Origin of the sequence: Paraburkholderia sp. RL17-383-BIF-A (genome assembly GCF_046028015.1) — a bacterium.
GTDB lineage: Bacteria > Pseudomonadota > Gammaproteobacteria > Burkholderiales > Burkholderiaceae > Paraburkholderia.
In genome coordinates this window covers 75,972-99,413 of sequence record NZ_JARESR010000030.1, presented here as the reverse complement: position 1 = coordinate 99,413, position 23,442 = coordinate 75,972, and the positions used below count along the sequence as shown (strand labels likewise).

General features: G+C 58.6%; 20 protein-coding genes. 8 read left to right on the top strand and 12 right to left on the bottom strand.

The window, feature by feature from the left end:
- The coding region (locus tag P0D71_RS27895) for a hypothetical protein (RefSeq protein WP_408483128.1) at nt 1-341 on the bottom strand (341 nt) is incomplete at its 3' end.
- 406 nt (nt 342-747) lie between these two features.
- Nucleotides 748-1,569: a polyphosphate kinase 2 gene (gene ppk2 / locus P0D71_RS27890; protein WP_408185270.1), complete on the bottom strand. Its 822-nt coding sequence runs from the start codon at nt 1,567-1,569 to the stop codon at nt 748-750.
- A 262-nt stretch (nt 1,570-1,831) separates the two neighbouring features.
- Between ppk2 and P0D71_RS27885 the strand changes: the two genes are divergently transcribed.
- Nucleotides 1,832-2,482, top strand: a complete 651-nt coding sequence (locus tag P0D71_RS27885) for a hypothetical protein (RefSeq protein ID WP_408483127.1) — start codon at nt 1,832-1,834, stop codon at nt 2,480-2,482.
- A 178-nt stretch (nt 2,483-2,660) separates the two neighbouring features.
- Here the strand turns inward: P0D71_RS27885 and P0D71_RS27880 are convergent, their stop codons facing one another.
- From P0D71_RS27880 to P0D71_RS27865, 4 genes are all read right to left on the bottom strand, one after another.
- A complete protein-coding gene (locus P0D71_RS27880; RefSeq protein WP_408483126.1) occupies nt 2,661-3,215 on the bottom strand; it encodes a sn-glycerol-3-phosphate transporter in 555 nt (184 codons plus the stop codon).
- 279 nt (nt 3,216-3,494) lie between these two features.
- Nucleotides 3,495-4,508: a hypothetical protein gene (locus tag P0D71_RS27875; RefSeq protein ID WP_408483125.1), complete on the bottom strand. Its 1,014-nt coding sequence runs from the start codon at nt 4,506-4,508 to the stop codon at nt 3,495-3,497.
- A gap of 356 nt (nt 4,509-4,864) precedes the next feature.
- Nucleotides 4,865-6,286, bottom strand: coding sequence for a DUF2252 domain-containing protein (locus P0D71_RS27870; protein ID WP_408296653.1), 1,422 nt, complete (start codon nt 6,284-6,286; stop codon nt 4,865-4,867).
- A 127-nt stretch (nt 6,287-6,413) separates the two neighbouring features.
- On the bottom strand, nt 6,414-8,147 hold the full coding sequence (locus P0D71_RS27865; protein WP_408483124.1) for a SulP family inorganic anion transporter: 1,734 nt from the start codon (nt 8,145-8,147) through the stop codon (nt 6,414-6,416).
- Between the two features lie 519 nt (nt 8,148-8,666).
- On the opposite strand from P0D71_RS27865, the gene P0D71_RS27860 reads away from it, so the two are divergent.
- The 6 genes from P0D71_RS27860 (at nt 8,667) to ydiK (ending at nt 14,807) form a co-directional block, all read left to right on the top strand.
- Nucleotides 8,667-9,116 carry a glycine zipper family protein gene (locus tag P0D71_RS27860; protein ID WP_408185313.1) on the top strand — a complete coding sequence of 150 codons (450 nt, stop codon included), beginning with the start codon at nt 8,667-8,669 and terminating at the stop codon, nt 9,114-9,116.
- 91 nt (nt 9,117-9,207) lie between these two features.
- Nucleotides 9,208-9,795 carry a hypothetical protein gene (locus P0D71_RS27855; protein WP_408483123.1) on the top strand — a complete coding sequence of 196 codons (588 nt, stop codon included), beginning with the start codon at nt 9,208-9,210 and terminating at the stop codon, nt 9,793-9,795.
- A gap of 482 nt (nt 9,796-10,277) precedes the next feature.
- Nucleotides 10,278-11,534 (top strand): arginine deiminase, encoded by a 1,257-nt coding sequence (arcA, locus tag P0D71_RS27850; protein ID WP_408185314.1) that lies wholly within the window; start codon nt 10,278-10,280, stop codon nt 11,532-11,534.
- 69 nt (nt 11,535-11,603) lie between these two features.
- Nucleotides 11,604-12,614 (top strand): ornithine carbamoyltransferase, encoded by a 1,011-nt coding sequence (locus tag P0D71_RS27845; RefSeq protein WP_408185277.1) that lies wholly within the window; start codon nt 11,604-11,606, stop codon nt 12,612-12,614.
- A 64-nt stretch (nt 12,615-12,678) separates the two neighbouring features.
- On the top strand, nt 12,679-13,611 hold the full coding sequence (gene arcC / locus P0D71_RS27840) for a carbamate kinase (RefSeq protein ID WP_091795485.1): 933 nt from the start codon (nt 12,679-12,681) through the stop codon (nt 13,609-13,611).
- A 20-nt stretch (nt 13,612-13,631) separates the two neighbouring features.
- Nucleotides 13,632-14,807 carry an AI-2E family transporter YdiK gene (gene ydiK / locus P0D71_RS27835; protein ID WP_408483122.1) on the top strand — a complete coding sequence of 392 codons (1,176 nt, stop codon included), beginning with the start codon at nt 13,632-13,634 and terminating at the stop codon, nt 14,805-14,807.
- Between the two features lie 16 nt (nt 14,808-14,823).
- Here ydiK and P0D71_RS27830 read toward each other — a convergent pair whose 3' ends face one another.
- From P0D71_RS27830 to P0D71_RS27810, 5 genes are all read right to left on the bottom strand, one after another.
- A complete protein-coding gene (locus P0D71_RS27830) occupies nt 14,824-15,135 on the bottom strand; it encodes a hypothetical protein (protein WP_408483121.1) in 312 nt (103 codons plus the stop codon).
- 25 nt (nt 15,136-15,160) lie between these two features.
- Nucleotides 15,161-15,943, bottom strand: a complete 783-nt coding sequence (fabI, locus tag P0D71_RS27825) for an enoyl-ACP reductase FabI (protein ID WP_408483120.1) — start codon at nt 15,941-15,943, stop codon at nt 15,161-15,163.
- A gap of 66 nt (nt 15,944-16,009) precedes the next feature.
- A complete protein-coding gene (locus P0D71_RS27820) occupies nt 16,010-17,197 on the bottom strand; it encodes an acetate/propionate family kinase (RefSeq protein WP_408483119.1) in 1,188 nt (395 codons plus the stop codon).
- 4 nt (nt 17,198-17,201) lie between these two features.
- On the bottom strand, nt 17,202-18,140 hold the full coding sequence (locus P0D71_RS27815; protein ID WP_408296634.1) for a phosphate acetyltransferase: 939 nt from the start codon (nt 18,138-18,140) through the stop codon (nt 17,202-17,204).
- 38 nt (nt 18,141-18,178) lie between these two features.
- Complete coding sequence (locus tag P0D71_RS27810) at nt 18,179-20,515, bottom strand: DUF3141 domain-containing protein (protein WP_408483118.1); 2,337 nt, start codon at nt 20,513-20,515, stop codon at nt 18,179-18,181.
- 339 nt (nt 20,516-20,854) lie between these two features.
- On the opposite strand from P0D71_RS27810, the gene P0D71_RS27805 reads away from it, so the two are divergent.
- A complete protein-coding gene (locus P0D71_RS27805; protein ID WP_408483117.1) occupies nt 20,855-21,748 on the top strand; it encodes a transporter in 894 nt (297 codons plus the stop codon).
- A gap of 73 nt (nt 21,749-21,821) precedes the next feature.
- On the opposite strand, the gene hpnJ is transcribed toward P0D71_RS27805, so the two are convergent.
- Nucleotides 21,822-23,243 carry a hopanoid biosynthesis associated radical SAM protein HpnJ gene (hpnJ, locus tag P0D71_RS27800; RefSeq protein ID WP_408483116.1) on the bottom strand — a complete coding sequence of 474 codons (1,422 nt, stop codon included), beginning with the start codon at nt 23,241-23,243 and terminating at the stop codon, nt 21,822-21,824.
- Nucleotides 23,244-23,442: the final 199 nt, after the last annotated feature.

Below are 23,442 nucleotides of genomic sequence, written 5' to 3'. Positions count from 1 at the left end.
GACATATTTTCATCAAGCATCTGAAGCGCCGGGCGACGCGGCACACGAAACCACGAAAATGGCGAGATGATTTGCTGTGGCGAGCTTGCCTTCGTGTCCGTCGATCCGGATGCGTATAGGCTCTCTCCTGCCGGGTGCGCAACATGCGCTAAAGCAGACGTCAGGCTGTCTTGCGGCAACAGAACGCAGGCCCGATCAGCCGAAAATCGCATCTCCATCGAACAGCCAGTTTCAACGCCAGTGCGACTAGCAGCAGGAAGCCTGCGAGGGGAGTATAGAGCCGTCAAATTTCCAGCAAGGCGAAGGGCAAACGCCTTCACCTGCCCAATTCGATTCGTCATCGATGTCTCCGCGCCATGTATAGCTCGTTTTTCGAGTCGTTGCGACTGGTCCGCTCGCCTGACATATCTTCCGAATCGCGCGGGCCAATCCATATTGCAACTTAGAACTGCCGACCCTGTGAACTCACTCTAGCGCATTTCCTCCCTTATTTTTTGACTTATATCATCGGTTTTCGGTCAACCTTACTGTTTTATTTTTTTACCTAACTAAATCCGCTTCACAGCCATCGTTACTTAATTAAGAAAAACGAACATAAATACAATCGCACGAATCGAAATTAGAGTTTTTGAATAGGTATTTACACCGCTTTTCTATTTTATTTGTAAAAATAGTGCGGCTACGAGTTTAGCTTCTTGCCGCCACATGGCGCTTAAGAGCGAGATCAAAAGCTCACCTGCCTAATTATTAGAAAACTTCGGGCACGTATCGAAACGGGTATGCAGGATCGACATAGCCCTTTGGTTTCTGGCGCGCCGGCAGCGCAATCCGCTTGCGCGGCAATTCTTTGTATGGAACCGAATTCAGGAGATGGCTAATGATATTCAGACGGGCGCGCTTCTTGTGATCAGAAGGCACCACGAACCAGGGTGAGCCTTCGGTGTCCGTTGCTGCAAACATCTCGTCGCGCGCCCGAGAGTAGTCATACCAGCGGCTGTATGACTCGAGATCCATTGAAGAGAGCTTCCATATTTTTCGTTCGTCATTGATGCGCGATTCCAGCCTGCGAGTCTGCTCTTTTTCACTCACTTCCAGCCAATACTTCAAAAGAATAATGCCTGAACCCACGATCGCTTTTTCAACGAGCGGAATTGCTTTCAGGAACGCTTGCGCCTGTTCCTCCGTGCAAAACTTCATCACGCGCTCTACTCCCGCACGGTTATACCAACTCCGATCAAAGAGTACGATTTCACCCGCCGCGGGCAAATAGGGAAGATATCGCTGCACGTACATCTGGGTCTTCTCGCGATCAGTGGGTGCCGGCAAGGCAACGACACGGAAGATCCGTGGGCTGACGCGTTCCGTAATGGCTTTGATCGCGCCCCCCTTGCCCGCACCGTCTCTCCCTTCAAATACGACGCAAATCTTCGCCCCGGTCGCGACAGCCCACTCCTGAAGCTTCACCAGTTCAACGTGCAATCGAGCGAGCTCTTTCATGTAAGTCTTGTTGTCGATCTGTCCCAACCTGGCAGCATCCGCGTTTTCCCTTCTCTCAAGTGTTTTAGACATTGCTCCCCCTTGAAACGCGCAAAATTAATGGCATCACCTCACTATCTTCCGCATATCACGGTGCGGCAATAGGACTTTCGGCCCATTCACGTCTGCATGGCGACGCCGCACATCCAATGCCTCCATTTCGGCCCACGCAAGTCTACGTTCTGCGAAAAGCTCACCTTAGATCCGTGCTTGTTTTCGTCGAGAAGATTGACCAGCCTCAACAACTTCACCCAACTGTGGACTACGGTTGAAAGAGGACAACGGTAGAAGATCAATGAAGAATATGAAGGTCGGAAGGCTTCTGGACCCGATAGATCGAACCTCTGAAATATTGTTCGGCATTATCATGGCCGTTACTATCGTCGGCACAGTCTCGCTCGCCTCGCCTGAAGGCCAGCAGGCGCGTGCCGCGACAAGGGCTGCGCTAGGCTGCAATCTCGCATGGGGTCTGGTCGACGCAGTCATGTACCTGCTCAGGATCGTCACCGAACGAACCCACAATCGTGTCGTCGCGTCGCAGATCGCTTTAGCCGACTCTGAAACAGGGTTCAACCTCGTCAGAGATTCTCTACCCGGCTATGTTGCCGCGATCAGCGGACCAGAGGAAATTGCCGGCATGCGGCACCGCCTGCTTGCTTTGGATCTTACCCGGCACCCCCTTCTTCGCACGGAGGACTTCGCGGCGGCAGCTGGGATTTTTCTGCTTGTCGTTATCGCGACTTTTCCGGTCGCGCTTCCTTTTCTCGTCACGCAAGATATTCACGTTGCCTTGACTTCATCCCGCTGTGTTGCGGTGGCGATGCTATTTGCGGTGGGCGCGACACTCGGACGGTATGCCGGCGTTGGAAGACCCGCTTTCACAGGCGCATTGATGGCGATACTCGGCGTCGTACTCATTATGATCGTCATGGCGCTTGGCGGATGACCAGGCGACTGCCGGCTACGGTCCACAACGGCCGTGGTCTATCGAGAGATGTGTGCGCACGCTGAACCGTTGACCCGATGTTCACCACGAACCGCCCGGCGATGAGCTTGCCGCGTGGGCGATGACGGACCCGAATGGCTCAATGAGATCGAGGCCGGAACGAAGCGAGCAATATCCGTCAGAAGGCGATGCCGCCTGTGATCATGAGCCCACTGGTCCAGATAAACTGTGTCTCAATCCTCACGGGCCCCAGCTTATATCCGATGGCCGGGATGATACCAGGAGCGAATCCCCCGACATTGAGCGGCAACTTGTCTTTGTATTGCCCCGTGTAACCGTGAACGACACCACCCACCAACTTCGCATAAAACCCGGTGTCGGCAATGTTCCAGAGATATCCGCCATAAACCGTCTGTGAGAACTGTCCAAATGAATTTAGAAATACCCCGCCTCCGATCAACCACCCGTCGTTTCGTCGCCACTCTGCGGCGACCAAAGGCGAGTATGGTATGTGATCTGGGTCATAGTGGTAGTGGATGTTGTAGAGATTGGTTTGCAGTGTGATTTCATCTCCGCATGCAAAACCCGCTGCAACAGTCTGAGTGACGAAAACGAGAGCGATTGCACAAAGTTCCCGATTTAGTCGACGGTCACCACTCACGTCGCCCCTCCAGTGGACACCGGCCCAAACGATGAAGGCCGCGCCTTGCAACACACCTTGCCAGGAGTACATCAGCCTCCGCAGCGCTGAACGCGGAAATTCTGCCCTGGATGCCCAGCGGCGGAAAACGACCACCGACGATAATTAGTACCGTTGTACCTGCTCGTTGCGCGTCAATTTCACGCTACATCACCGGCGAAATATTGGATATAGGACTTTGGTCTCCCGTGTGATCTCTGCCATTGGGCATGAGGCGCGTACACGACTGAAAGTATTCACGGCATCCTTTAGATGAGAAACGCCGCCCGGTCCGCCGATGCAACTCACAACCAGCGTGACCAGCCGTTTCCACTAAAGCGCCCTGATTGCAGGGTCAATATGCAATCCAGCCGGCAGTAACTCGTGACGAGAATACCGAACTACTGCAAAAGCACGCTGCTCCGGTTTGATGCCGGGAATTCGAGCGAAGTTGAATTCAATATCGTGGCTACCCCGCGAGCCCGCTGGTTGGACCACGTTCATCAGATCGATGCGCAACCGCTTCTTCGTCAGGTAAATATGTGCAGAAGACTCTGACAGCACTTCGCAGACACGTTCAAATTCGAGTTCGATGACTTCGGTAGGCGCCTTGAGTGCCGCGAGTTTGCCGGCATTGTCTTCTATCGCCGCGTGCAGGCGGGCCAACTCCTCCGTGCTGGACTCGTCGCCGCCCCCAGTCACAGAGCGCATACCCGCGCCTTGCGTCTGAAACAGAGCGAAGCGCTCCTCGATAAGTTCGTGTCCGCGAGACAGCAGATCGCGGCGGTCTGCCGCGAGCTTCGCCAATCCTTCCAAGGCCAGTTGATCGACAAGACGGTTTCCAATTTCCTGATGCAGCTCGCTCTCTGTGGCGGCGCATATTCGGACCCGATAGTCGCCGAAGCAGATCGTGGTTTGCGCAACGTCACGACGAATTGTGTCGCCCTGCATCGCAACGCCGAGCACATGGCGTTCGGTCATGGCCATCCCGAGTACCGCATAGGCTTCCTCTGATTCAGGATGCAGGTCGAAATATTCACGCAACGCCTCTGAGCGGCCGAATGCCGTGGTCAAGTCTTCGGGCGTTGCAAAGAAAGCGCGCAGATGGGGATCGGACGACCACGTATTGATACTTGCCTGACGCGCTGCCGGCAACGAAGCGAGCATAGCCGCTTCGAAACGAAGATAAGCAGCAACGGCGGGCGCAAGGCGTGTACGGTAACGCTTTGCCATGCGCAAGCGGGGGATCATCGTGAGAATACGCTCGATCGTTGCGTCGATCCGCTCTTCTTGCTCAGGCGTTCCGCGTGGTTCGTCGCGATGCCATAGCCTGCTGAGTATGCTCATTGCCGAGCCTCCTGAAAAAAGCTCTCGCTCACGCTGAGGGATATTCTGCGGACTGGCAGTCTTGACCACGTAGACCAGTTGCAGCGGTGCGATGCAGGCGGATTCCTGATTACCGGTGAAAAATTATGCTTTCCACTGTGCAATCCGGAACGCCTGCCTTCGCCACCTTTATCATCGGCAGGTCACGACCCCACGTAATGATCCAGATCAAGCTCGGCAACAGCTGCTTTAATGGGCGCAAAAGCGGCAGGTGAATCGAATGCCACATGAGACGCACCGTCAAGGTATTGTCGTGGCGCGAGAACCTCTCGCTTCATCCCAATCCAACCGTGACCTCACGCCCGCTATTGCGCCCTCTAGCCTTCGACTATTGCCTCGATCCGTCCTTCACGGATCGCATGAACGAATTGCCGGTAGTCGCGCCGGTTCTGTGAGCTATATTCCGCAGCGAACTCGGTGATCGCATCGTCAAACGTCTGGCCCGAACCCATATACCCGGCGATCATTGCGGCGTCGCCCGAGCGCGCGTGAGCACGCGCAAGCGCGTGCGAGCACATACGCGCGTATTGCCGGAGCATGCCGGCGTCCAGCCCCTCGATCATGACGGACATTTTCATGTCGCGAAGCTGACGGACATAAAAGTCGCGCCCATTCTGACCGCGGCTCCACCCGAGAAACACGTCGCTGGCCGCCTGCATGATGCGATGACCGGCAATGACCCGTTGCCCATGGTTGGGATGCAGGCTTTTCCCCGCATAGGGTTCGAGCACGGACATTTTTGCTTCCTTGACTTGCAGGAACAGCGGATCGTTGTCCGACGCCATGAACAGCCCCACTCCGCAGATCGTGCCGACGCTGCCCACGCCGACCACCTTGAGCGCCAGATCAACGAAGTGGAACCTGTCGAACAGTACCCGCACATGTTCGGCGAGGCTCTCGCGATACGAGGCAATGGCCTCCGCATAGCCCGACTGAAGCCCGGGGGCGACGTCCTCAGTGGGATGAAAGATGAGCGGCGGCTCGTCCTTGATGCGGGGATGCCCGTCTGCTTCCGTGACCAACTTCGGATAGAGATGGTCAGGCACGGTCTTGCGGCGTTCCATTTCGATGCGCTGCGCGATGCGCTTGCGCGCTGCCTCGACAATGGCGGGATCGCCCGTCCGATCCTGGTACTTTTGCAGATCGATGCGGTCGTACCAGACATCGAGCGCGCGCATGGATGCGAAGTCGTGCATGCGTTCGCGATATTCGCGCACGAGATCCGTGCTAATGCGTGTCGTGTCGCTGTAGGGCAACTCAAGATGCTGCGCCGCGATCACGACACTGGCTGCGAGCCGCTTCAAATCCCACTCGAAGGGCGCGGGCAAGGTCTCATCCAGATCGTTGATATCGAAAATGATGTTGCGCTCAGGCGTTGCGAATCCGCCGAAGTTCATCAGGTGTGCGTCGCCACACGCCTGCACGCGTAACCCGCTGGTTGCCGTCGTCGCCAGGTCCGCAGCCATCAAGGCCGCCGCGCCGCGATAGAACGCGAATGGAGACGCAGACATACGACCGAACCGGATCGGCACCAAACTAGGCAGGCGCCCCTCATTGGATTCGTTGAGAAGCTCAAGGATATCCCGCCGACCATCGGGCTGCTTCCAGCCTCCCTGTGACGTCCGCGGCACCGAATCGCGCATGAGTCGACCTTCCGCCGCCCTCTCATCAGGTGTGCGGTACTGAACGTCTTTAGCATTCGATCTGCTTGCCGCCTTGCGTGAAACAGCCTTGTCCATGATATCCCCTGCCTGATTTGCTCTCGCCTCGTTATTCCCGTGTCATCGGTCGGTCCCTCTGACACAACCTTTACGCCGCCATTTGTCTTTCGCCCTTCACTCCGTAACTTCAACGATCCTGGATGGCTCAGTGCGCGATGCCCCGTGGCGCGTCCGGCGCAGCCTGCTTACCGTCCCGCGCGCACCAGGCGGCAAGCGCCTGCTCGAGGTTGAGAAACATCCGCTCGCGTCCCAGCGTCTTGCCGAGCGGCGCGTTCTGCACTACGGCAAAAACCTCGGGACTGAGGCCGACGAGCCATATGGACACTCCGTTTTCGCGGTAATGCTTCTCTGCTTCAGTCAGCATCTTCAGCGCCGTGTACTCCAGATCGAATACCGACCTCATATCCAGCGCAATCACCTGAGGATGCGCGCGCTCGACGAGCGGGGTGATCTTGTGACCAATGTTCGAAGCGTTGACGAAGAAGATGCGTCCCTCGGGCCGCAGAAGGAGGAGTCCCGGGAAATGTTCATCGTCGGGGTGCTGCTCGGATATCGGGCGGAATACGTTGGTGCCGCGCTTGCGACGCAACTCATAGACAGGCGGATCAGACACCTGATAGGCGAGCGCCGCGAGCGATACGAGAATGGCGATCAGAATACCGTTCAACGTACCCAGCAAGACGACGCCTGCGAGCGCCACGAGCGCCCAGATGAACTCGGTCCGCCTGACTGCCAGAATGGCGCGAAAATCCGCCGGCTTGAGCAAGCCGATCGAATAGACGATCACCACGGCCGCGAGCGTCGCATGCGGCATGAGGCCGATCAGCGGCGCAAGCAGCAGCATCGTGCCCAGGGTGACGGCAGCCGTGACCAGTTCAGCCAGTTGCGTGCGCGCACCCACGAGGCGATTGACCGCCGTCTGGGTGGTCCCGCCGCCCGCAGGCATCGAACCCACCAGTGCGCCTGCGGCATTACCGAGGCCTGTCGCCAACAATTCCCGATTTGGCAGCGGCGCGGGCTCTCCGCTCTGCACAAACGCTCGCCCTGAAGCAATGGTTTCGGTAAAGCTCATCAGTGCAATGCCCGCGGCAGCAGGCCACAGTTGCTCGATCAGCGAGAAGTCCGGAATCACGAGCGACGGCAGCCCGGTCGGAATGTGGCCGACGACGCCAACCCCGTATTTCTGCAGTCCAAGCAGGCCAACACCGGCGATCCCGCACGCTACCGCAATGAGCGGCGCCGGTGACTTCGGATAGAGATGCTCGAGTGCGACGAGGATCGCAATCGTCACGACGCCGACAATGACGGTCGCCACCGATGCGTGAGGAAGCCCTGCGAAGAGCGCATACACGTTGTGAAAGAACGAACCCTTCACGACGTGAAGGCCAATTAGTTTAGGCAATTGATCGAGCACAATGACGATTGCGATGCCGCCCTTGAACCCCGTGAGTACCGGCTCGGAAATAAAGTTCGCGACGAACCCGAGCCGGAGCAGCCCCGCGAGAACAAGGACGATACCGACAAGCAGCGTGAGCGTAGCGGTTGCAATGGCCAGTTGCGCCACCCCGCCGCCTGGCGCCACCTGACCGAGCGCGGTAGCGGTCAGAATGGCCAGCGTTGCGCTCGTACTAACGCTGAGTGGCCTCGACGTGCCCAACAGAGCGTAGATCACCATGGGCACAAGTGCCGTATAGAGTCCGATCTGCACAGGAAGGCCCGCAACCGTCGCATACGCCATCGCCTTCGGCAATACAACAGCCGATGCCGTGACACCCGCAATGACGTCCGGTTTGATCCAGGACTTCTGATAGCCGTGTACCCATTCGAGCACGGGCAGATGGAAACCGGAACCGTGGTGCGGCAAGGACCGATTGCGCATAAAGCTGCTCCCTCAGGGCGCGAAGCATTACCGGCAGGCACAGACGTCGCCCGCCGTTTCTATAGCGGATAGCCGATAGGGAATTCCCTTCTCCGCTTCTCCACAACGCGGGACCCGAGCGGCCAGCCTCGATCTTCAAGCCTACCGCTTACGCGGTGCGATTCGCATCGGACCAAGGTCTTAGAAAGTCGGGTATGCGCCGCCTCCAGGCCTCTACAACGCCGCTACGATGTGGCTACGCGGCTATGCCGCGATCCGCGCGCAGCAGCCGCCGCACCTGCAGATCCGCTCCGTTGAATACGACCATGGTCTGATTGCGCATGAGGGGCGTGAAAAGCAATGATGAACGCGATCCGGCCACCTCTGCGCTGGAGCGAAACTGCACGCGTCATCTGACACGCCGGACCAGACATGGTCGCCACCGTCCCATCTCCGATATGGCGCAGAGACGTGAGCACCCGTTTGTATCGGCGAAGGCTCGAGTAAGGAGTTGCCGTGAATAACTTAACGAAGTGCTGTATTTGCGCTGCGTTGGCCGGCGCGGTGTCATTCGAAGGCGTGGTGGAGGCGAAGCCCATCGCGTATCCGTCGAAGGGACAAAGCCAGCAAATGCAGCAACAGGACGACGCCGCGTGTTACTCGTGGGCGAAGAGCAATACGGGTGTGGACCCGGCTGCCGTCGCCAATGCCCCCCCTCCGCCTTCGGGTCCCGCGGTGGGCGGTGGCGAGCGCGTTCAAGGTGCGGCGCGTGGCGCGGCCGGCGGCGCAGTCGTCGGCGCGATAGCGGGCGATGCAGGCAAAGGCGCGGCGATCGGCGCGACGGCAGGCACGATGGTCGGAGGCTCGCGAGCACGCCAGAACCGTCGGGCTGCCGGTGCTGCCGCCCAGTCACAGACTCAAGGCGCGATGGATACGTTCAATCGTGCCTGGGGCGCGTGTATGGAAGGCCGTGGGTACACCATCAAGTGAGCAATTCCCACCGGTGAAGCCACACATGTCCTGATGACGGCATCCAACTACCGCGCCCGCAAAAAAAGCCCGGGTGTCCAAGGAGAGCATCATGAACAGCAAGAAACTCATCATCGCAGCGACGCTCGCGGCCCTGGCACAGGCGGGATTCGCGCAAACAGAACCCAACGTGGGCGTGACAAGTGCGCCCGGCAAGGTCTCCGTCACTGGGACGATCAAGACGACGTCGACGGTGGTCGGCATAGAGCCGGAAACCCGCACGGTGTGGTTAAAGGATGCGAAAGGCAAAGTCGTGCAACTCGTAGTGGGCGAGGAAGCGCATAATTTCGGCCAACTCAAGCTCGGCGACAGTGTTACAGCGGAATACTCTCAGGCATTAACCGTCACGCTGAAGAAAGGCAGTGCGCCACTCTCCGCCAATGAGAGTCAGAACATTACGCGCGCACCACTCGGTGCGAAGCCTGGTGGAACGGCAAGTCGCGAGGTGACGGTCATGGCGAACGTCACTGCCGTCAATCATCAAACTGGCGCGGTAACCCTGCGAGGACCGCAAGGCAATTCACTGGACCTGATCGTGCAGGACCCCGAGCAGCTCAAATTGATCAAGAAAGGCGATCAGGTGCAAGTGGTGTACAACGAGGCCGTTGCCATTTCTGTGGAGCCCGCAGTGGTCAAGTGATTGTCGGGATTCGGCCGCGACCCCGGCACCCCACGGTTGACCACGACCCGCGGCCCTTCCCCTCCCTCCCCGCCGACCACGCGGTGCTCCCGTACTCGTGGAAGCTGCGCTACTCGAAAGCAAGCATGGTGGATTCTTCCGCGGCCTTGTTGCGGTCCACGTCGGCGAGCGCCAGAAGAAAGCGGCATGGCGATTTTATCGTCCGGTATAAGGCTATCAACGGGCGTCGGACCAAAGTCTTATTGTGTGCGTTGCCTTTCACGCTCACATTGGTCGAAACGCAATCGTACCCAGATCAGGCTTGCCTGATTCGATGACGACACGTGAACGATGCGTACCCATTCGCATGGCGCTTTCTCCGCCACCCCCTCTATTGTCCCGCCCAGCATGTTGCCGAGTGGCATGTCGGCCGTGCTTGTCGCCGGGTTGATGGTTGGCGTTGCGATAAGGATTCCTCACCCTCGAACATGGGGAGACACATGATGACCAAGGAAAAGACCGCATTCGGCGTTCACTCCGAAGTAGGCAGGTTGCGTAAAGTGATGGTTTGCTCTCCCGGGCTCGCGCATCAGCGACTCACACCCAGCAACTGCGACGAGCTACTTTTCGACGACGTCATGTGGGTCAGCCAGGCCAAACGCGACCACTTCGACTTTGTCACGAAGATGCGCGAGCGCGGCGTCGATGTCGTCGAGATGCACAACATGTTGACAGAGACGGTGCACAACCCGGAAGCACTGAGCTGGATACTCGACCGCAAGATTCGCACGGACACGGTGGGCGTCAGCCTCGCACAGGAAGTGCGTCATTGGATCGAGGGGCTCGAACCGCGCCACATCGCGGAGTTCCTGATAGGCGGCGTGGTGGCCGAGGACGTGCCTGACACCGAGCACAGTGGCATTCTGAAGATGTACAGGCAATATCTGGGCTATTCGAGCTTCGTTCTGCCGCCTCTGCCGAACACCCTCTTCACGCGCGATACGACATGCTGGATCTACGGCGGCGTTTCGCTCAATCCCATGCATTGGCCTGCCCGTCGCCAGGAGACGCTGCTCACTTCCGCCATCTACAAGTTCCATCCTGACTTCGCCTCAGGAGACTTCCAGATATGGTATGGCGATCCCGACAAGGATCACGGGTCGGCCACGCTTGAAGGTGGCGACGTCATGCCGATCGGGAACCGTGCGGTTCTGGTCGGCATGGGCGAACGCACGACAAGGCAGGCTATCGGCGAGTTGGCCCAGTCGCTTTTCAGTAAGGGCGTGGTTGACCGGGTCGTCGTTGCGGGCCTGCCAAAGTCACGCGCCGCGATGCACCTCGATACGGTTTTCAGCTTTTGCGACCGCGATCTCGTCACGATCTTCCCGGAAGTAGTCAACCAGATCGTTGCCTTCTCGGTACGCGCGGACGAATCGAGCACATCCGGGCTCACGATTCGCCGCGAAGAAAAGCCGTTCGTCGACGTAGTGGCGGAAGCGCTCGGCCTGCCTCGTTTGCGCGTGGTCGAGACCGGTGGAAACAGTTTTGCCGCGGAACGAGAACAGTGGGATGACGGCAATAACGTGGTCTGCATCGAGCCTGGCGTGGTGGTGGGGTACGACCGCAACACCTACACGAATACGCTCCTACGTAAAGCCGGCGTAGAAGTCATCACGATTGCGGCCAGTGAGTTGGGGCGCGGCCGGGGCGGCGGTCATTGCATGACATGCCCGATCAGCAGGGATGCGGTCGATTTTTGAATGGCACCCCAATGCCCGCCAGTCAATCCGACTACCTCCCGCCGAACTCATCTCTGACGGAGAAGCAACATGGCCTTTAATCTGCGAAACAGAAGTCTTCTTAGCCTCGTGCATCACACCAGCAGGGAGTTGCGGTATCTGATCGACCTCTCCAGAGACCTCAAGCGCGCGAAATACACGGGCACGGAACAACAGCATCTGAAAGGCGTCAACATCGCGCTGATCTTCGAAAAGAGCTCGACGCGCACTCGTTGCGCGTTCGAAGTCGCCGCCTATGATCAAGGTGCCAACGTCACTTATATTGATCCGAGTTCGTCGCAGATCGGGCATAAGGAAAGCATGAAGGACACTGCCCGGGTACTCGGGCGCATGTACGACGCTATCGAATATCGCGGCTTCAAACAGGAAATCGTCGACGAACTCGAGCAATATGCCGGCGTACCCGTGTTCAACGGTCTGACAGACGAGTATCACCCCACCCAGATGCTGGCCGATGTGCTGACGATGAGGGAGAATACGGACAAGCCGCTCCCCGCCATCAGTTACGCGTACCTGGGGGACGCTCGCAATAATATGGGCAACTCGTTGCTCCTCATCGGCGCGAAGCTCGGCATGGACGTAAGGATCGGCGCGCCGAAAGCGCTTTGGCCACATGAGGATCACGTCGCAATGTGCCAGCAGTTTGCCGCGGAAACAGGAGCACGTCTAACGTTGACCGAAGATCCGAAGGTTGCCGTCAAGGGTGTCGATTTTGTTCATACCGACGTGTGGGTGTCGATGGGCGAACCCGTTGAAGCGTGGAAAGAGCGCATCCAGATGCTCCTGCCCTACCAGGTCAATATGGACATGATGAAAGCCTCCGGAAATCCTCAAGTCCGGTTCATGCATTGTCTTCCTGCGTTTCATAACAGTGAAACAAAGGTCGGCAAGCAGATCGCTGCCCAATATCCGAATCTCGCGAACGGCATCGAAGTCACGGAAGAGGTCTTCGAATCGCCGTTGAACATCGCATTCGAACAGGCAGAGAACCGGATGCATACGATTAAAGCTATTCTGGTCTCGACACTCGCGGACCTCTGATCCGGCGGGACTGAATTTCATCAACGGTCATGTCCAGGCAGGGACCGTCACTCGGGAGCGCATCATGCGGATAGTCGTTGCATTAGGTGGGAATGCGCTACTGCGCCGTGGCGAGCCTATGACCGCCGAAAATCAGCGAGCCAACGTACGAATTGCAGCCGAACAGATTGCCCAGATCGTACCGGACAACGAAATCGTCATCGCGCATGGCAATGGTCCTCAGGTCGGCCTGCTCGCGCTGCAAGGCGCGGCCTATAAAGATGTGGAAACCTATCCGCTAGACGTTCTCGGCGCGCAAACCGAGGGCATGATCGGCTATATGATCGAACAGGAACTGGGCAACCTGCTGCCCTATGAAGTGCCTTTCGCTACGCTTCTGACGCAAGTCGAAGTCGATGCGGCCGATCCCGCATTTCAACATCCCACCAAGCCGATCGGCCCCGTCTACACCCAGGAAGAAGCCACACGTCTCGCCGCAGAGCGAAACTGGACGATCGCCCCTGACGGCGACAAGTTTCGCCGTGTGGTCGCGAGCCCGCGCCCCAAGCATATATTCGAAATACGGCCGATCAAATGGCTGTTGCAGCATGGCACGATCGTCATCTGCGCGGGTGGCGGGGGCATTCCCACCGTGTATGACGAGCACCACAAGCTGTCCGGGGTCGAGGCTGTTATCGACAAGGATCTGTGTTCAGCATTGCTCGCACAGGAACTCGACGCCGACATGTTGATCATTGCGACCGACGTCAACGCGGCCTACGTGGATTGGGACAAGCCAACCAGAAAAGCGATCTCGGTCGCCCATCCCGATGCGCTGGAAGAGCTGGGTTTCGCGGCGGGATCGATGGGCCCGAAGGTCATGGCTGCGATCGAGTTTGCCCGAAACACCGGCAAGGATGCAGTGATCGGCGCGCTGCCCGATATCGTTGCCATCACGGAACGCCGCGCGGGAACACGCATCAGTACTGGTGAGCGCGGAATTCAGTATTCCAGCTAGGCCGTAAAGGAAGGCGCACGATGGAACACCCGGCTCAATCGACCCGGCCGCCGGAATCCGGACGTCAGATGGTCCGACCCGCGGTCGACCTTGCCCGAATCGTGCTGGCTGTCAGCGCGCTTTTTCTGCTGGTCGGCGGTAGTCTGTACATCGTGCATCCGTTCGTACCCGCTCTAATGTGGGCTACGACGATCGTCGTGACGACCTGGCCGCTCATGCTGAAGATGCAGCGGTACTTGCGCGGAAGCCGGGGGTTGGCGGTGACAGTGCTCCTGCTGCTCGAGATCGTCGTTATCTGCATACCGGCATACGGCGCTGTCTCCACGCTTGCCGACCATGCAGCAGACATCATGGCCTTCGTCAAAGCACTGCCCAACTATGCGCTTCCGTCCCCGCCCCACTGGCTCGCCAGCCTGCCGCTGACAGGGAGTCTTGTGCGCGAGTGGCAATCGCTATCCGACGCGGGCCCCGGCGGCATGCTCGCGAAATTGCAGCCTTATGCGGCTGTCGCCGCCAGGTGGATGGTGATTCAAGTGGGCTTCGTTGGCTCGTTTGCCGTGCAACTGATCCTGCTGATCATCATTTGCGGACTGCTCTTTGCCAAAGGCGAATCGGCCGTCCAGCTCGTGACGGGCCTGGCCTTGCGTGTCTCGCCGGAAAACGGCGCCAACATCGTCCATCTCACGGGCCAGTCGATCCGCGCAATCGCGTTGGGCGTCGTGGTGACGGCAGTCGTTCAGGCTTCGCTCGGCGCGGCCGGCATCTGGATCGCGGGCATTCCGTTTGCCGGCGTGCTGAGCGCCCTACTGCTCCTGATGTGCCTCGTGCAGATCGGACCGCTTCTGCCGATGCTCGGCTGCGTCGCCTATCTGTTCATGCATGACGCTCGATTGCCGGCTATTTTGCTGCTCGTCTGGACCATTGGCGTTTCAGTGCTCGACAACATTCTGCGCCCCATCCTGATTCGCCGCGCAATAGCACTGCCAATGGTGCTTATCCTCACTGGTGTAATAGGCGGTCTGCTCGCCTTGGGACCGGTGGGCCTGTTCATCGGCCCGGTCATCCTCGCAGTGACTTATCATCTGCTCATAGCGTGGATCGAGGCTCCCCGAACTTTCGACGCAGAGAATCCGGATGTCCAACCTCAGCCCCCTCAGCCAGTTGACAGTACGACGCACCCAGTTGCGGACGGGTGAGATGCGAGCGCCTCATTCAGTCAGGCTGGACTGAGGCAATGCTCTCATTCTCGAGGAAATCCGCTCCGGTGAGCCGGATGCGTTCTCCACAACGCGGCCGCATTGCCCGGCTCACAGCCTCCCGTATCTTTACCTGGCCAAGCGCGAACGCCAGCAGCGTCTGCCTGTTCGAATGGTCGGCCGCGCCGAGCACTTCGCACGCCGTGTCGCGATCGAGAGAGAATGCACAATAGCCCCAGCCGAAAGCGTGTGCTGAAAAGCAAAGCGTATTTTCGTCGCTAAAGAGCGGGGAGCTGATCTGAATGATTGTCGTATCCATTGCGTTCATGATGGCACCGCCTTTGACGGTTGGATCACGCCATGATGTTGAGGCCCCCGTCGATATACAACGTTTCGCCGGATAGCCGCCGCGCGTACGGCGTCGCAAGAAATGCACAGGTGTAGCCCACATCCATGATGTCGACCACCTCGCCCAGAGGCGCACGCTGCACTGCCTCGTTCAACATGAGTTCGAAATCCTTGAGCCCGGACGCAGCGCGCGTTTTGAGAGGGCCGGGAGAGATAGTGTGTACGCGGATGCCCTTCGGCCCGAGTTCGTGCGCCAGATAACGCGTACAGGCTTCGAGGGCGGCTTTCACTGGACCCATCACGCTGTAGTTCGGCACCACTTTGTTCGCACCGTAATAGCTCATCGTCAACAACGTACCGCCTTCTTTCATTAGCGGCGCGGCGAGGCGCGCCATTCGTACGAACGAATGACAGGATATATCCATGGCGCTTAGAAAGCCCTCACACGAAGAATTCAACAGCCCGCCATGCAGATCCGACTTTGGCGCCCATGCGATGGCGTGCACGACAATGTCGAGTTGCCCCCACAGTTCGTCGATTTTCCCGAAGACTGCTTCGAGCTCGCCCTCCCGCGTCACGTCTAGCGGCATGAAGGTCTGCGCATCGAGCGATTTTGCGAGCGGCTCCACGTAAGGCTTTGTCTTTTCATTCGCGTAAGTGATCGCAAGGCTGGCCCCAAGCTCGTGAAACGCTTTCGCGCATCCATACGCAATCGAGTGTTCGTTAGCGATACCCGTGACTAGCGCTTTCGCATCTTTCAGGATCAAACGCGGTTGCTCGATCGGCATGATAAAACTCCTGGATAGGGCTCTTGGGTGCTGGCAAGCGTGACACTTCGCGTCGTGGAACTATGCTCATGATTTCAACGCGTGGACAGCCGCCTGCGTGTGGCGGGCAATCATGAGTTCCTCGTTTGTGGCAACAACCCAAACCACCACGTTGCTCGACGGAAGGCTGATCAGCGGACCACCTCCCTGATTCGCCACGTGATCCAACTCGGCTCCCAGCCACGCCGCGTCCATCACAACACGCTCGCGAATCGTGGCCGCGTGCTCGCCGATTCCGGCAGTGAACACCAGCCCGTCAATGCCCTTCATCGCCGCAGCAAGGCTGCCGATTTCGCGCGCAATCCGGTAGACGTAGACATCCAGCGCAAAACGGGCGCGCGGCTCAGCGCTATTCAGCAACACACGCATGTCGCTCGACACGGCCGACATGCCGAGTAAGCCCGACTGTTTGTAGATCAGATCCTCGATGGCCCGCGCATCCATCTTCAGTTCATCGAGCAGATAGAGAATCACGCCCGGGTCGAGGCTTCCGCAACGCGTTCCCATCGGCAGGCCGTCTACCGCCGTGAATCCCATCGTACTGGCTACGCTCTTGCCGCCAACCATCGCGCACAGGCTTGCGCCATTGCCGAGATGCGCGACGATGGTCCGGCCAGCCGCAGCCGCCGGCGAAATCTCCGGCAACACGCTTGCGATGTATTCGTACGACAGCCCGTGAAATCCATACCGCCGCACGCCCCGCTCCGTAATGGCCACAGGCAGCGCGTAGGCCCGCGAAGTCTCGCTCTGCGTATGGTGAAATGCCGTGTCGAAGCACGCAACCTGCGTAACGTCCGGACGCAACTGCGAGATGATCCGGATAGGCTTCAGGTTATGCGGTTGATGCAGCGGCGCAAGTGGAGCGAGCTTCTCGAGTTCGTCGACGATAGCCGGTGTCGCCACAACGGCATCGGAAAATCGCTGGCCGCCATGCACGACCCGATGACCGACCGCCGTCAGGCGATGCCCGTCGCAATGGCTGCGCAGAAACGCGGAGAGATACTCGATCGCGCCCAGATGGCCGAGTTCGTAGCCCGCACCCCATTCCTTGCTACCGGCTTCACCATGCCGATCCGTCGCGCTGAAACGCGGGACCGTGTACAGCGCTTCGATCTGGCCGCGCAAAACGAGGTCGAGGTCGGTCGTTCCCGCATCGAATGCGGAGAATTTCAGGCTTGAAGAGCCGGCGTTCAATACGAGGATCACGTCGGCCATGGCGTCACCCGACAATCTTGCCGGCCTCGCGCCGGGCCTTGGCGACAAGCGCCGCGACCGCGCACGAGGCAAGACGTGTCGTCACGGAGTCCGCGCGACTCGTCAGAATGATCGGCACGCGCGCGCCAAGCACAATACCCGCTGCATCCGCGCCGGCAAGAAAGGACAGGCTTTTGGCGAGCATGTTTCCCGCTTCCAGGTCCGGCACCATCAGCAGGTTGGCGCGTCCGGCAACCGGTGAGTCGATCTGCTTGATTCGCGCAGCTTCGAGGTTGATTGCATTGTCGAGCGCGAGCGGACCGTCAACCAGTGCGCCCGTAATTTGCTGGCGATCCACCATTTTGCAAAGTGCGGCGGCTTCGACCGTGGACGGCACTTTCGGATTGACGGTTTCGGTGGCGGACAGAATCGCCGCACGCACTTCCGGAAACTGCAACGCGTGTCCCAGATCGATCGCGTTCTGCAGAATGTCGACCTTCTCTTCGAGCGACGGCGTGATATTCACCGCGGCGTCGGTAATGATCAGCGCTTCGTCATATTGCGGCACGTCCATGATGAAACAATGACTGATGCGCCGCGCCGTTCGCAGTCCGGTATCCCGCTTAACGACTTCCGCCATCAACTCGTCCGTGTGCAGACTGCCTTTCATCAGTGCCTCGGCCTTGCCTTCGCGCACGAGCTGAACCGCCGCGGCAGCAGCCGCGTGGCTAAACGGTGCGTCGATGATCGGATAGGCGGATATATCAATGCCATGCTCAGCGGCAAGCGACTCGATGCGTGCGCGTGGCCCGACGAGCAACGGCGCAATCAGGCCCATCTTTGCTGCCTCGACGGCTCCTTCGAGTGAACTGCGATCGCATGGATGCACGACGGCTGTCGGCAAAGCCGGCAAATTTTTGCAGTACTCGATCAGACGCTGATACTTCGCATGCTGGGCTTCCATCGGCTTTCCTATCGTCGGTTCTGCTGTGGCGTGCGGGCTCATCGGCGCACCCGGTCGGGCACCGCAACCGGACGCTTGCGTTCGGGGCGCGGCATGAGTACCGAGCGGATGCGTTCGAGGGCCGACCGTTGCGCGTCGGTAGGCGCTGAATTCAGTACGCGCTCGTCCGCGACGAGTTTGTCGATCAACTCTAGAAAGCGGCTTCTGTCCTCGTCATGTGCGAGTAGAGTCGGCAGCGTGGCGATCGCCTGATCGGGTTCGTAGCTGGCGATAATTTCCTGCTCGCCCCGAATGCGCCGCCACTGGTCGGCAGCAATGTCGGGAAGATAGTCAGCGTAGCTCTCAGCCAATTCCTTGCGCATCTCCAGGCGGGCCAGCGGTAAGGGCTCGCCCTTGCGCGCGAGAAGAAAAGCCGCACGGGCCAGCGCCTCGGTGTAGCCACCCTCTCCGATCGCCTGAAGCGCTGTGCGCACAAACGGCAGATCACGAGGATCGGCCGGGACCGAATCCGTGCGGTTCGCATGCGGATTGCGGTCGGCGAGATAGATCGAGTAGATATTCGCGTAGATGCCGAAAAACGTTGCCTCGGTCGCGGCATCGCGCATCGCCCGGTAATAGTCGAGCGAAGCGCTCACGATGTCGGACCCGGTTTTCTCGGCCTTATGCCACGGGTTTTCTGGATCAACCGGTTGGCGGTTTTCCTTGACCGCCTTGGCGGCAGGATGCAGCCAGCCGAGCCAGGGGTTCATGTCGGACAGTGCCCAACGCTGGAAACGAAGCGGATGAAACTCGCGCAGCATGCGGGCCGTCGTCTCATTGCTCAAAGACTGCACAATGGGTTGGGTGAAGAGTTCGTACGCCCGCTGATTGAAGTCTGACAGAGCGGCAACCGCTTCGAACGGTTTCTCGTCCACGCGCTCGAAACGGTTGAAATGCGCGGCGATCTCTTCGAGCCGATGTTCGCTGAATTCGACTTCGTATCCGGTTTCCCCCGAATCGCTCTTTACTTCCTTGATCGACATGCCGTAAAGGCCCGGCGGGAACGTCTCGATCGTTTCCAGCACGGAAACGATCTGCGTATGCTCCTTTCTTGCGACTTTGCCAGATACAAAGATGCCGAGGTGACCGATGTCCTGATGCATGAGACCAACGATCACCTGTCCGCGCGACTTGATTTCTTCTGTACTCTTATAAATATCGGCGACCCAATTGAACGCCTGTTGAGGTGGCGTGATGTTGTCGCCCATCGAAGCGAAGAGAATGATCGGCGAGCGGATCTCGCGCAAATCGAATGGCTTCCCGCCGCTGCTGCTCACTTCGCCAGACCACAGCTTGTTGCCGACGAAGAGATTGCGCGTGATCCACTCAATTTCCTCGCGATTCATCAGGTAGTAGCTGCCCCACCAGCGCTCGAACTCCAGAAAACGAGGCGGCTCCGTATCGATGTTCGAGAACAGATGGTAATACTTGTCCCATAGCGAATTGGCGGGGTTCAGGTTTTCGAAGTTCTGGACCAGATGGGCTCCGTCAAACTTGCCGTCGCCGAGATCCGCCGCATACGACGCGAGCCACGAACCGCCGAGGATCCCGCCCGCGTATCGCATTGGATTGTCGCTCTCACCTTCGCTCCACGCGCCGCTCCAGTACGACATCGGCGCACCGTTGATAACGACGGGTCCGGTTTCGTCGGGATCGGAACTGGCCAGCATCATCGCGGCCCAGCCGCCCTGGCAGTTGCCGATGATAGCCGGCTTCGGGCCTGACGGATGCCGCGCACGCACCTTCCTCACGAACTGCTGCTCTGCCGTGCAGACATCGAGCAGTGTCTGACCAGGTTCGGGATCACGAAAGAACACCACGAAATACACAGGATGTCCCGCGCGAAGTGCCACCCCGGCTTGCGAATCGTCCTTGAAGCCACCGATGCCCGGGCCATGTCCCGCGCGGGGATCGATGATGAGATAAGGGCGCTTATTCGCGTCCACCACCACGCCTTCCGGCGGGCGAAGCTGGAGCAGCGCATAGTTCACGGGCCGCTCGAATTGCCGCCCGTCGAGAATGACGTCGTAGTCGAAATGCAGCACGGGGGTCGGCCCTTGCGCGTTTCGCTCCACGAACTCGGTGCCGCGCTCGACCAGAACGTCCCAAAACAGCAACGAGCGCTGCGCAACGTCGATCGCGTATTGCCATGCCTGCAATGGGTCGAACGGCGCAGCCACTGTATGTGCGGCATGCTTGACGGCACGATCTCCATCAAGCGCATCGCGCACACGTTGAGTCAACCGTTCCTGTGCGCCGTGTGTGCGCTTCTGCAACACGCGAGTAATCTTCGTGGCGATATCCTGACTGCGGGACAACTGTGCTCCTGCATCCATTGCGCAACCCTCGGAAAGGAACAAGAAATGATCACCACCGGGAGACGGCAGTCGCGTTCTTGATGCCTGCACACACGCTTTGGGTAGCGTAGCGTCCAGCATGCAGCGTTCGCTATGCGGGGCGCTCGCAGCACACCAGCCCGACCCGAAATCGTTTCATGGTATGGCCCGCGGCTATCGCATGAAATCGGACCAAAGTCTTATTCCTGTGTCATCAGGCGAACGGTACGCTGCGTACATCGTGCCCTCCTCTACACTTTAAATTTTGCGGCCAGCCAGGTTGCCTATGGCCGCCTGCCCAAGCCGACCATGAGGCATCGTCCATGCCGTTGGGCTCTGATGCGCAATACCGCAGCTGGACTTCTGTTTCCGGTCGGCGTGGCGTGTGCTCAAGAACTCGAACCGCGCACCTATTCTCCGTCTCCGGTTGGCACGCATTTTCTGGTCTCATCGTGGTCGCACTTGTCCGGCGACGTCCTGACGGATTCGTCCTTACCCATCTCGGGGGTGCGTGCACAGTTCAATCTGTGGTCACTCGCCTATGTGTCGACGTTTGGCTTTCTCGGGCACACGGCATCGCTGGGGATAGCGCTGCCGTTCGCGCGCGGGAACGTCAGCGGAGATGTTCTCGATTCGGCAACAGAAGTCCATCGTTCTGGCCTGGGCGATATGCGGCTGCGCTTCGCCTTCAATCTGTTCGGCAATCCGCCGTTGCCTCCGGATGCGTTTGCCGCGCATGAATCCGCAACCGCGGTCGGGACCAGCTTGACGATCATCGCGCCCACGGGACAATACGTTGGGTCACGATTAGTCAACATCGGAACCAACCGATGGTCATTCAAGCCGGAGTTCGGCGTGTCGCAGACTCTTGGCAAGTGGTTCGTCGATGGGTCCGCGGGGGTATGGTTCTTTACGAGCAACAATGAGTTCTTTAACGGTGCGCAGCGAACTCAGGCCCCGCTGATGACTTTTCAATTGCACGGCGGCTACACGTTCCGCCCCGGGTTCTGGCTTGCCGGCGACCTCGGATACACCAGTGGCGGCCGGACCTCGACCAACGACGTGGAAGCGGAAGATCGACAGGCCAACGTGCGATACGGTGTGACGGTGTCCGCACCGATTGCGCGCGGATGGTCCACCAAGCTCGCGTTATCGCATGGTCTTGTAACCCGTGCAGGTGGCGACTTTACGTCCGTTACCCTGACGCTACAGTATCGATGGTTCGATCGATAATTCCATCTCGCCACTGCAGCCACGTTTGTTTCCGCGCGCAAGGCCGGAAAAAACGTGGCTTCAGATAAGCTCTTTAAGCCTCGCGCGCCCTGAGAAATCTGAAGAACTCCACACCTTCCTGCAAGCGCCGTTTCATCATCTCCCAACTCACCAGCATCTCGCGGACAATTTCCCAGATCTTTGCCGGTCTGAAGTAGAAGCGTTTATAGAATTCCTCGACGCCACGATAGATCTCTTCGCGCGACAAGTGCGGATAGCCGATTGCTGAAACCTGGACCCCCGTGGAACTGACGAGGTTGATGACCTTGCTCTCTTGCAGCCAGCCATTCTCGATTGCTTGCTTGTGAAGGCTCGTACCCGGATAGGGCGCCGCAAGCGACACCTGGATCGTGTGCGGATTGATCTCTTTCGCGTATTCGATGGTTTTCTGGATCGTCTCGCGCGTTTCACCAGGCAGCCCCAGAATGAAGGTGCCGTGGATCTTGATGCCGAGCTTACGGCAATCTTCAGTAAAACGCCGGGCCATATCGGTTCGCAAGCCCTTTTTGACATTCACGAGAATCTGGTCGTCGCCTGATTCGTAACCGACAAGCAGGAGTCGCAGGCCGTTCTCCTTCATCACCTTGAGGGTGGAATAAGGCACATTCGCTTTCGCGTTGCACGACCACGTCACACCTAACTTACCAAGGCCACGGGCGATTTCCTCGGCTCTCGGTTTCAAATCGGTAAACGTGTCGTCGTCGAACATGATCTCCTTGATTTCGGGCATGTTGTCCCTGATCCATTTCACTTCTTCAAGCACATTCTCGACTGACCGCGTGCGATAGCGATGACCTCCGACCGTTTGCGGCCAGAGGCAAAAGGTGCACCTCGATTTGCAACCTCGCCCCGTATAGATGGAAACATACGGATGCTTGAGGTAGCCACTGAAATAATTCTCTGTCTTGAGGTCGCGCTTGTAGATGGGCGCAACGAATGGCAACTCGTCCATATCTTCAAGAATGGGCCGGGCTTCGTTGTGCATGATTGCGCCGTCGGGCAGACGGTAGCTCAGGCCGAGAATCGACTCGAACGGAAGACCCTGCGCAATGTCGCGACACGTGAAGTCGAATTCCTCGCGGCACACGAAGTCGATAGCGTCGCATGCCGTAAGCGATCCATGCGGATCGACGGCGACTTTCGCGCCAACCATCCCGACCTGTATCGTGGGCTTGCGCTTCTTTAAGTGCTCTGCGAATTGCGCGTCGCTCGGAAACGAAGGTGTGCTTGTATGAATGATGACGAGGTCGCACTCTTGAGCAATATCTAGCGACGCCTCCAGGGACAGGCCATCTGCTTGCGCATCCAGAACGCGGCTATTCTCGATCAGCGCGGCGGGCTGGGCGAGCCACGTCGGATACCAGAATGAACGGATCTCACGCTTCGTCTGGAAACGCGACCCTGCTCCACCATCGAAGCCATCGAATGAAGGTGCCTGCAAAAACAGTGTTTTCATAGATGCTCTCGAAGAAAATGGCCTGCATGCGCGGAATCCATCACCCGCCGAAACTCGCTGGGCGTCGGCAACGCACGGGAAGTTGATTCATGCACTCAACGTTGAGTCGGTCGCTGCAATAGATGGCATTGACGCTACCCTCCCCACAACGAAATGCGCAGACAGCAAGCGCAGACAGCAAGAATAGATAGAACCATCA

What these genes read in the sequence shown, in the direction of transcription:
- ppk2 (WP_408185270.1), bottom strand. Translation starts at nt 1,569, where the DNA reads ATGTCTAAAACACTTGAGAGAAGGGAAAACGCGGATGCTGCCAGGTTG.
- P0D71_RS27885 (WP_408483127.1), top strand. Translation starts at nt 1,832, where the DNA reads ATGAAGAATATGAAGGTCGGAAGGCTTCTGGACCCGATAGATCGAACC.
- P0D71_RS27880 (WP_408483126.1), bottom strand. Translation starts at nt 3,215, where the DNA reads ATGTACTCCTGGCAAGGTGTGTTGCAAGGCGCGGCCTTCATCGTTTGG.
- P0D71_RS27875 (WP_408483125.1), bottom strand. Translation starts at nt 4,508, where the DNA reads ATGAGCATACTCAGCAGGCTATGGCATCGCGACGAACCACGCGGAACG.
- P0D71_RS27870 (WP_408296653.1), bottom strand. Translation starts at nt 6,286, where the DNA reads ATGGACAAGGCTGTTTCACGCAAGGCGGCAAGCAGATCGAATGCTAAA.
- P0D71_RS27865 (WP_408483124.1), bottom strand. Translation starts at nt 8,147, where the DNA reads ATGCGCAATCGGTCCTTGCCGCACCACGGTTCCGGTTTCCATCTGCCC.
- P0D71_RS27855 (WP_408483123.1), top strand. Translation starts at nt 9,208, where the DNA reads ATGAACAGCAAGAAACTCATCATCGCAGCGACGCTCGCGGCCCTGGCA.
- arcA (WP_408185314.1), top strand. Translation starts at nt 10,278, where the DNA reads ATGACCAAGGAAAAGACCGCATTCGGCGTTCACTCCGAAGTAGGCAGG.
- P0D71_RS27845 (WP_408185277.1), top strand. Translation starts at nt 11,604, where the DNA reads ATGGCCTTTAATCTGCGAAACAGAAGTCTTCTTAGCCTCGTGCATCAC.
- arcC (WP_091795485.1), top strand. Translation starts at nt 12,679, where the DNA reads ATGCGGATAGTCGTTGCATTAGGTGGGAATGCGCTACTGCGCCGTGGC.
- ydiK (WP_408483122.1), top strand. Translation starts at nt 13,632, where the DNA reads ATGGAACACCCGGCTCAATCGACCCGGCCGCCGGAATCCGGACGTCAG.
- P0D71_RS27830 (WP_408483121.1), bottom strand. Translation starts at nt 15,135, where the DNA reads ATGAACGCAATGGATACGACAATCATTCAGATCAGCTCCCCGCTCTTT.
- fabI (WP_408483120.1), bottom strand. Translation starts at nt 15,943, where the DNA reads ATGCCGATCGAGCAACCGCGTTTGATCCTGAAAGATGCGAAAGCGCTA.
- P0D71_RS27820 (WP_408483119.1), bottom strand. Translation starts at nt 17,197, where the DNA reads ATGGCCGACGTGATCCTCGTATTGAACGCCGGCTCTTCAAGCCTGAAA.
- P0D71_RS27815 (WP_408296634.1), bottom strand. Translation starts at nt 18,140, where the DNA reads ATGGAAGCCCAGCATGCGAAGTATCAGCGTCTGATCGAGTACTGCAAA.
- P0D71_RS27810 (WP_408483118.1), bottom strand. Translation starts at nt 20,515, where the DNA reads ATGGATGCAGGAGCACAGTTGTCCCGCAGTCAGGATATCGCCACGAAG.
- P0D71_RS27805 (WP_408483117.1), top strand. Translation starts at nt 20,855, where the DNA reads ATGCGCAATACCGCAGCTGGACTTCTGTTTCCGGTCGGCGTGGCGTGT.
- hpnJ (WP_408483116.1), bottom strand. Translation starts at nt 23,243, where the DNA reads ATGAAAACACTGTTTTTGCAGGCACCTTCATTCGATGGCTTCGATGGT.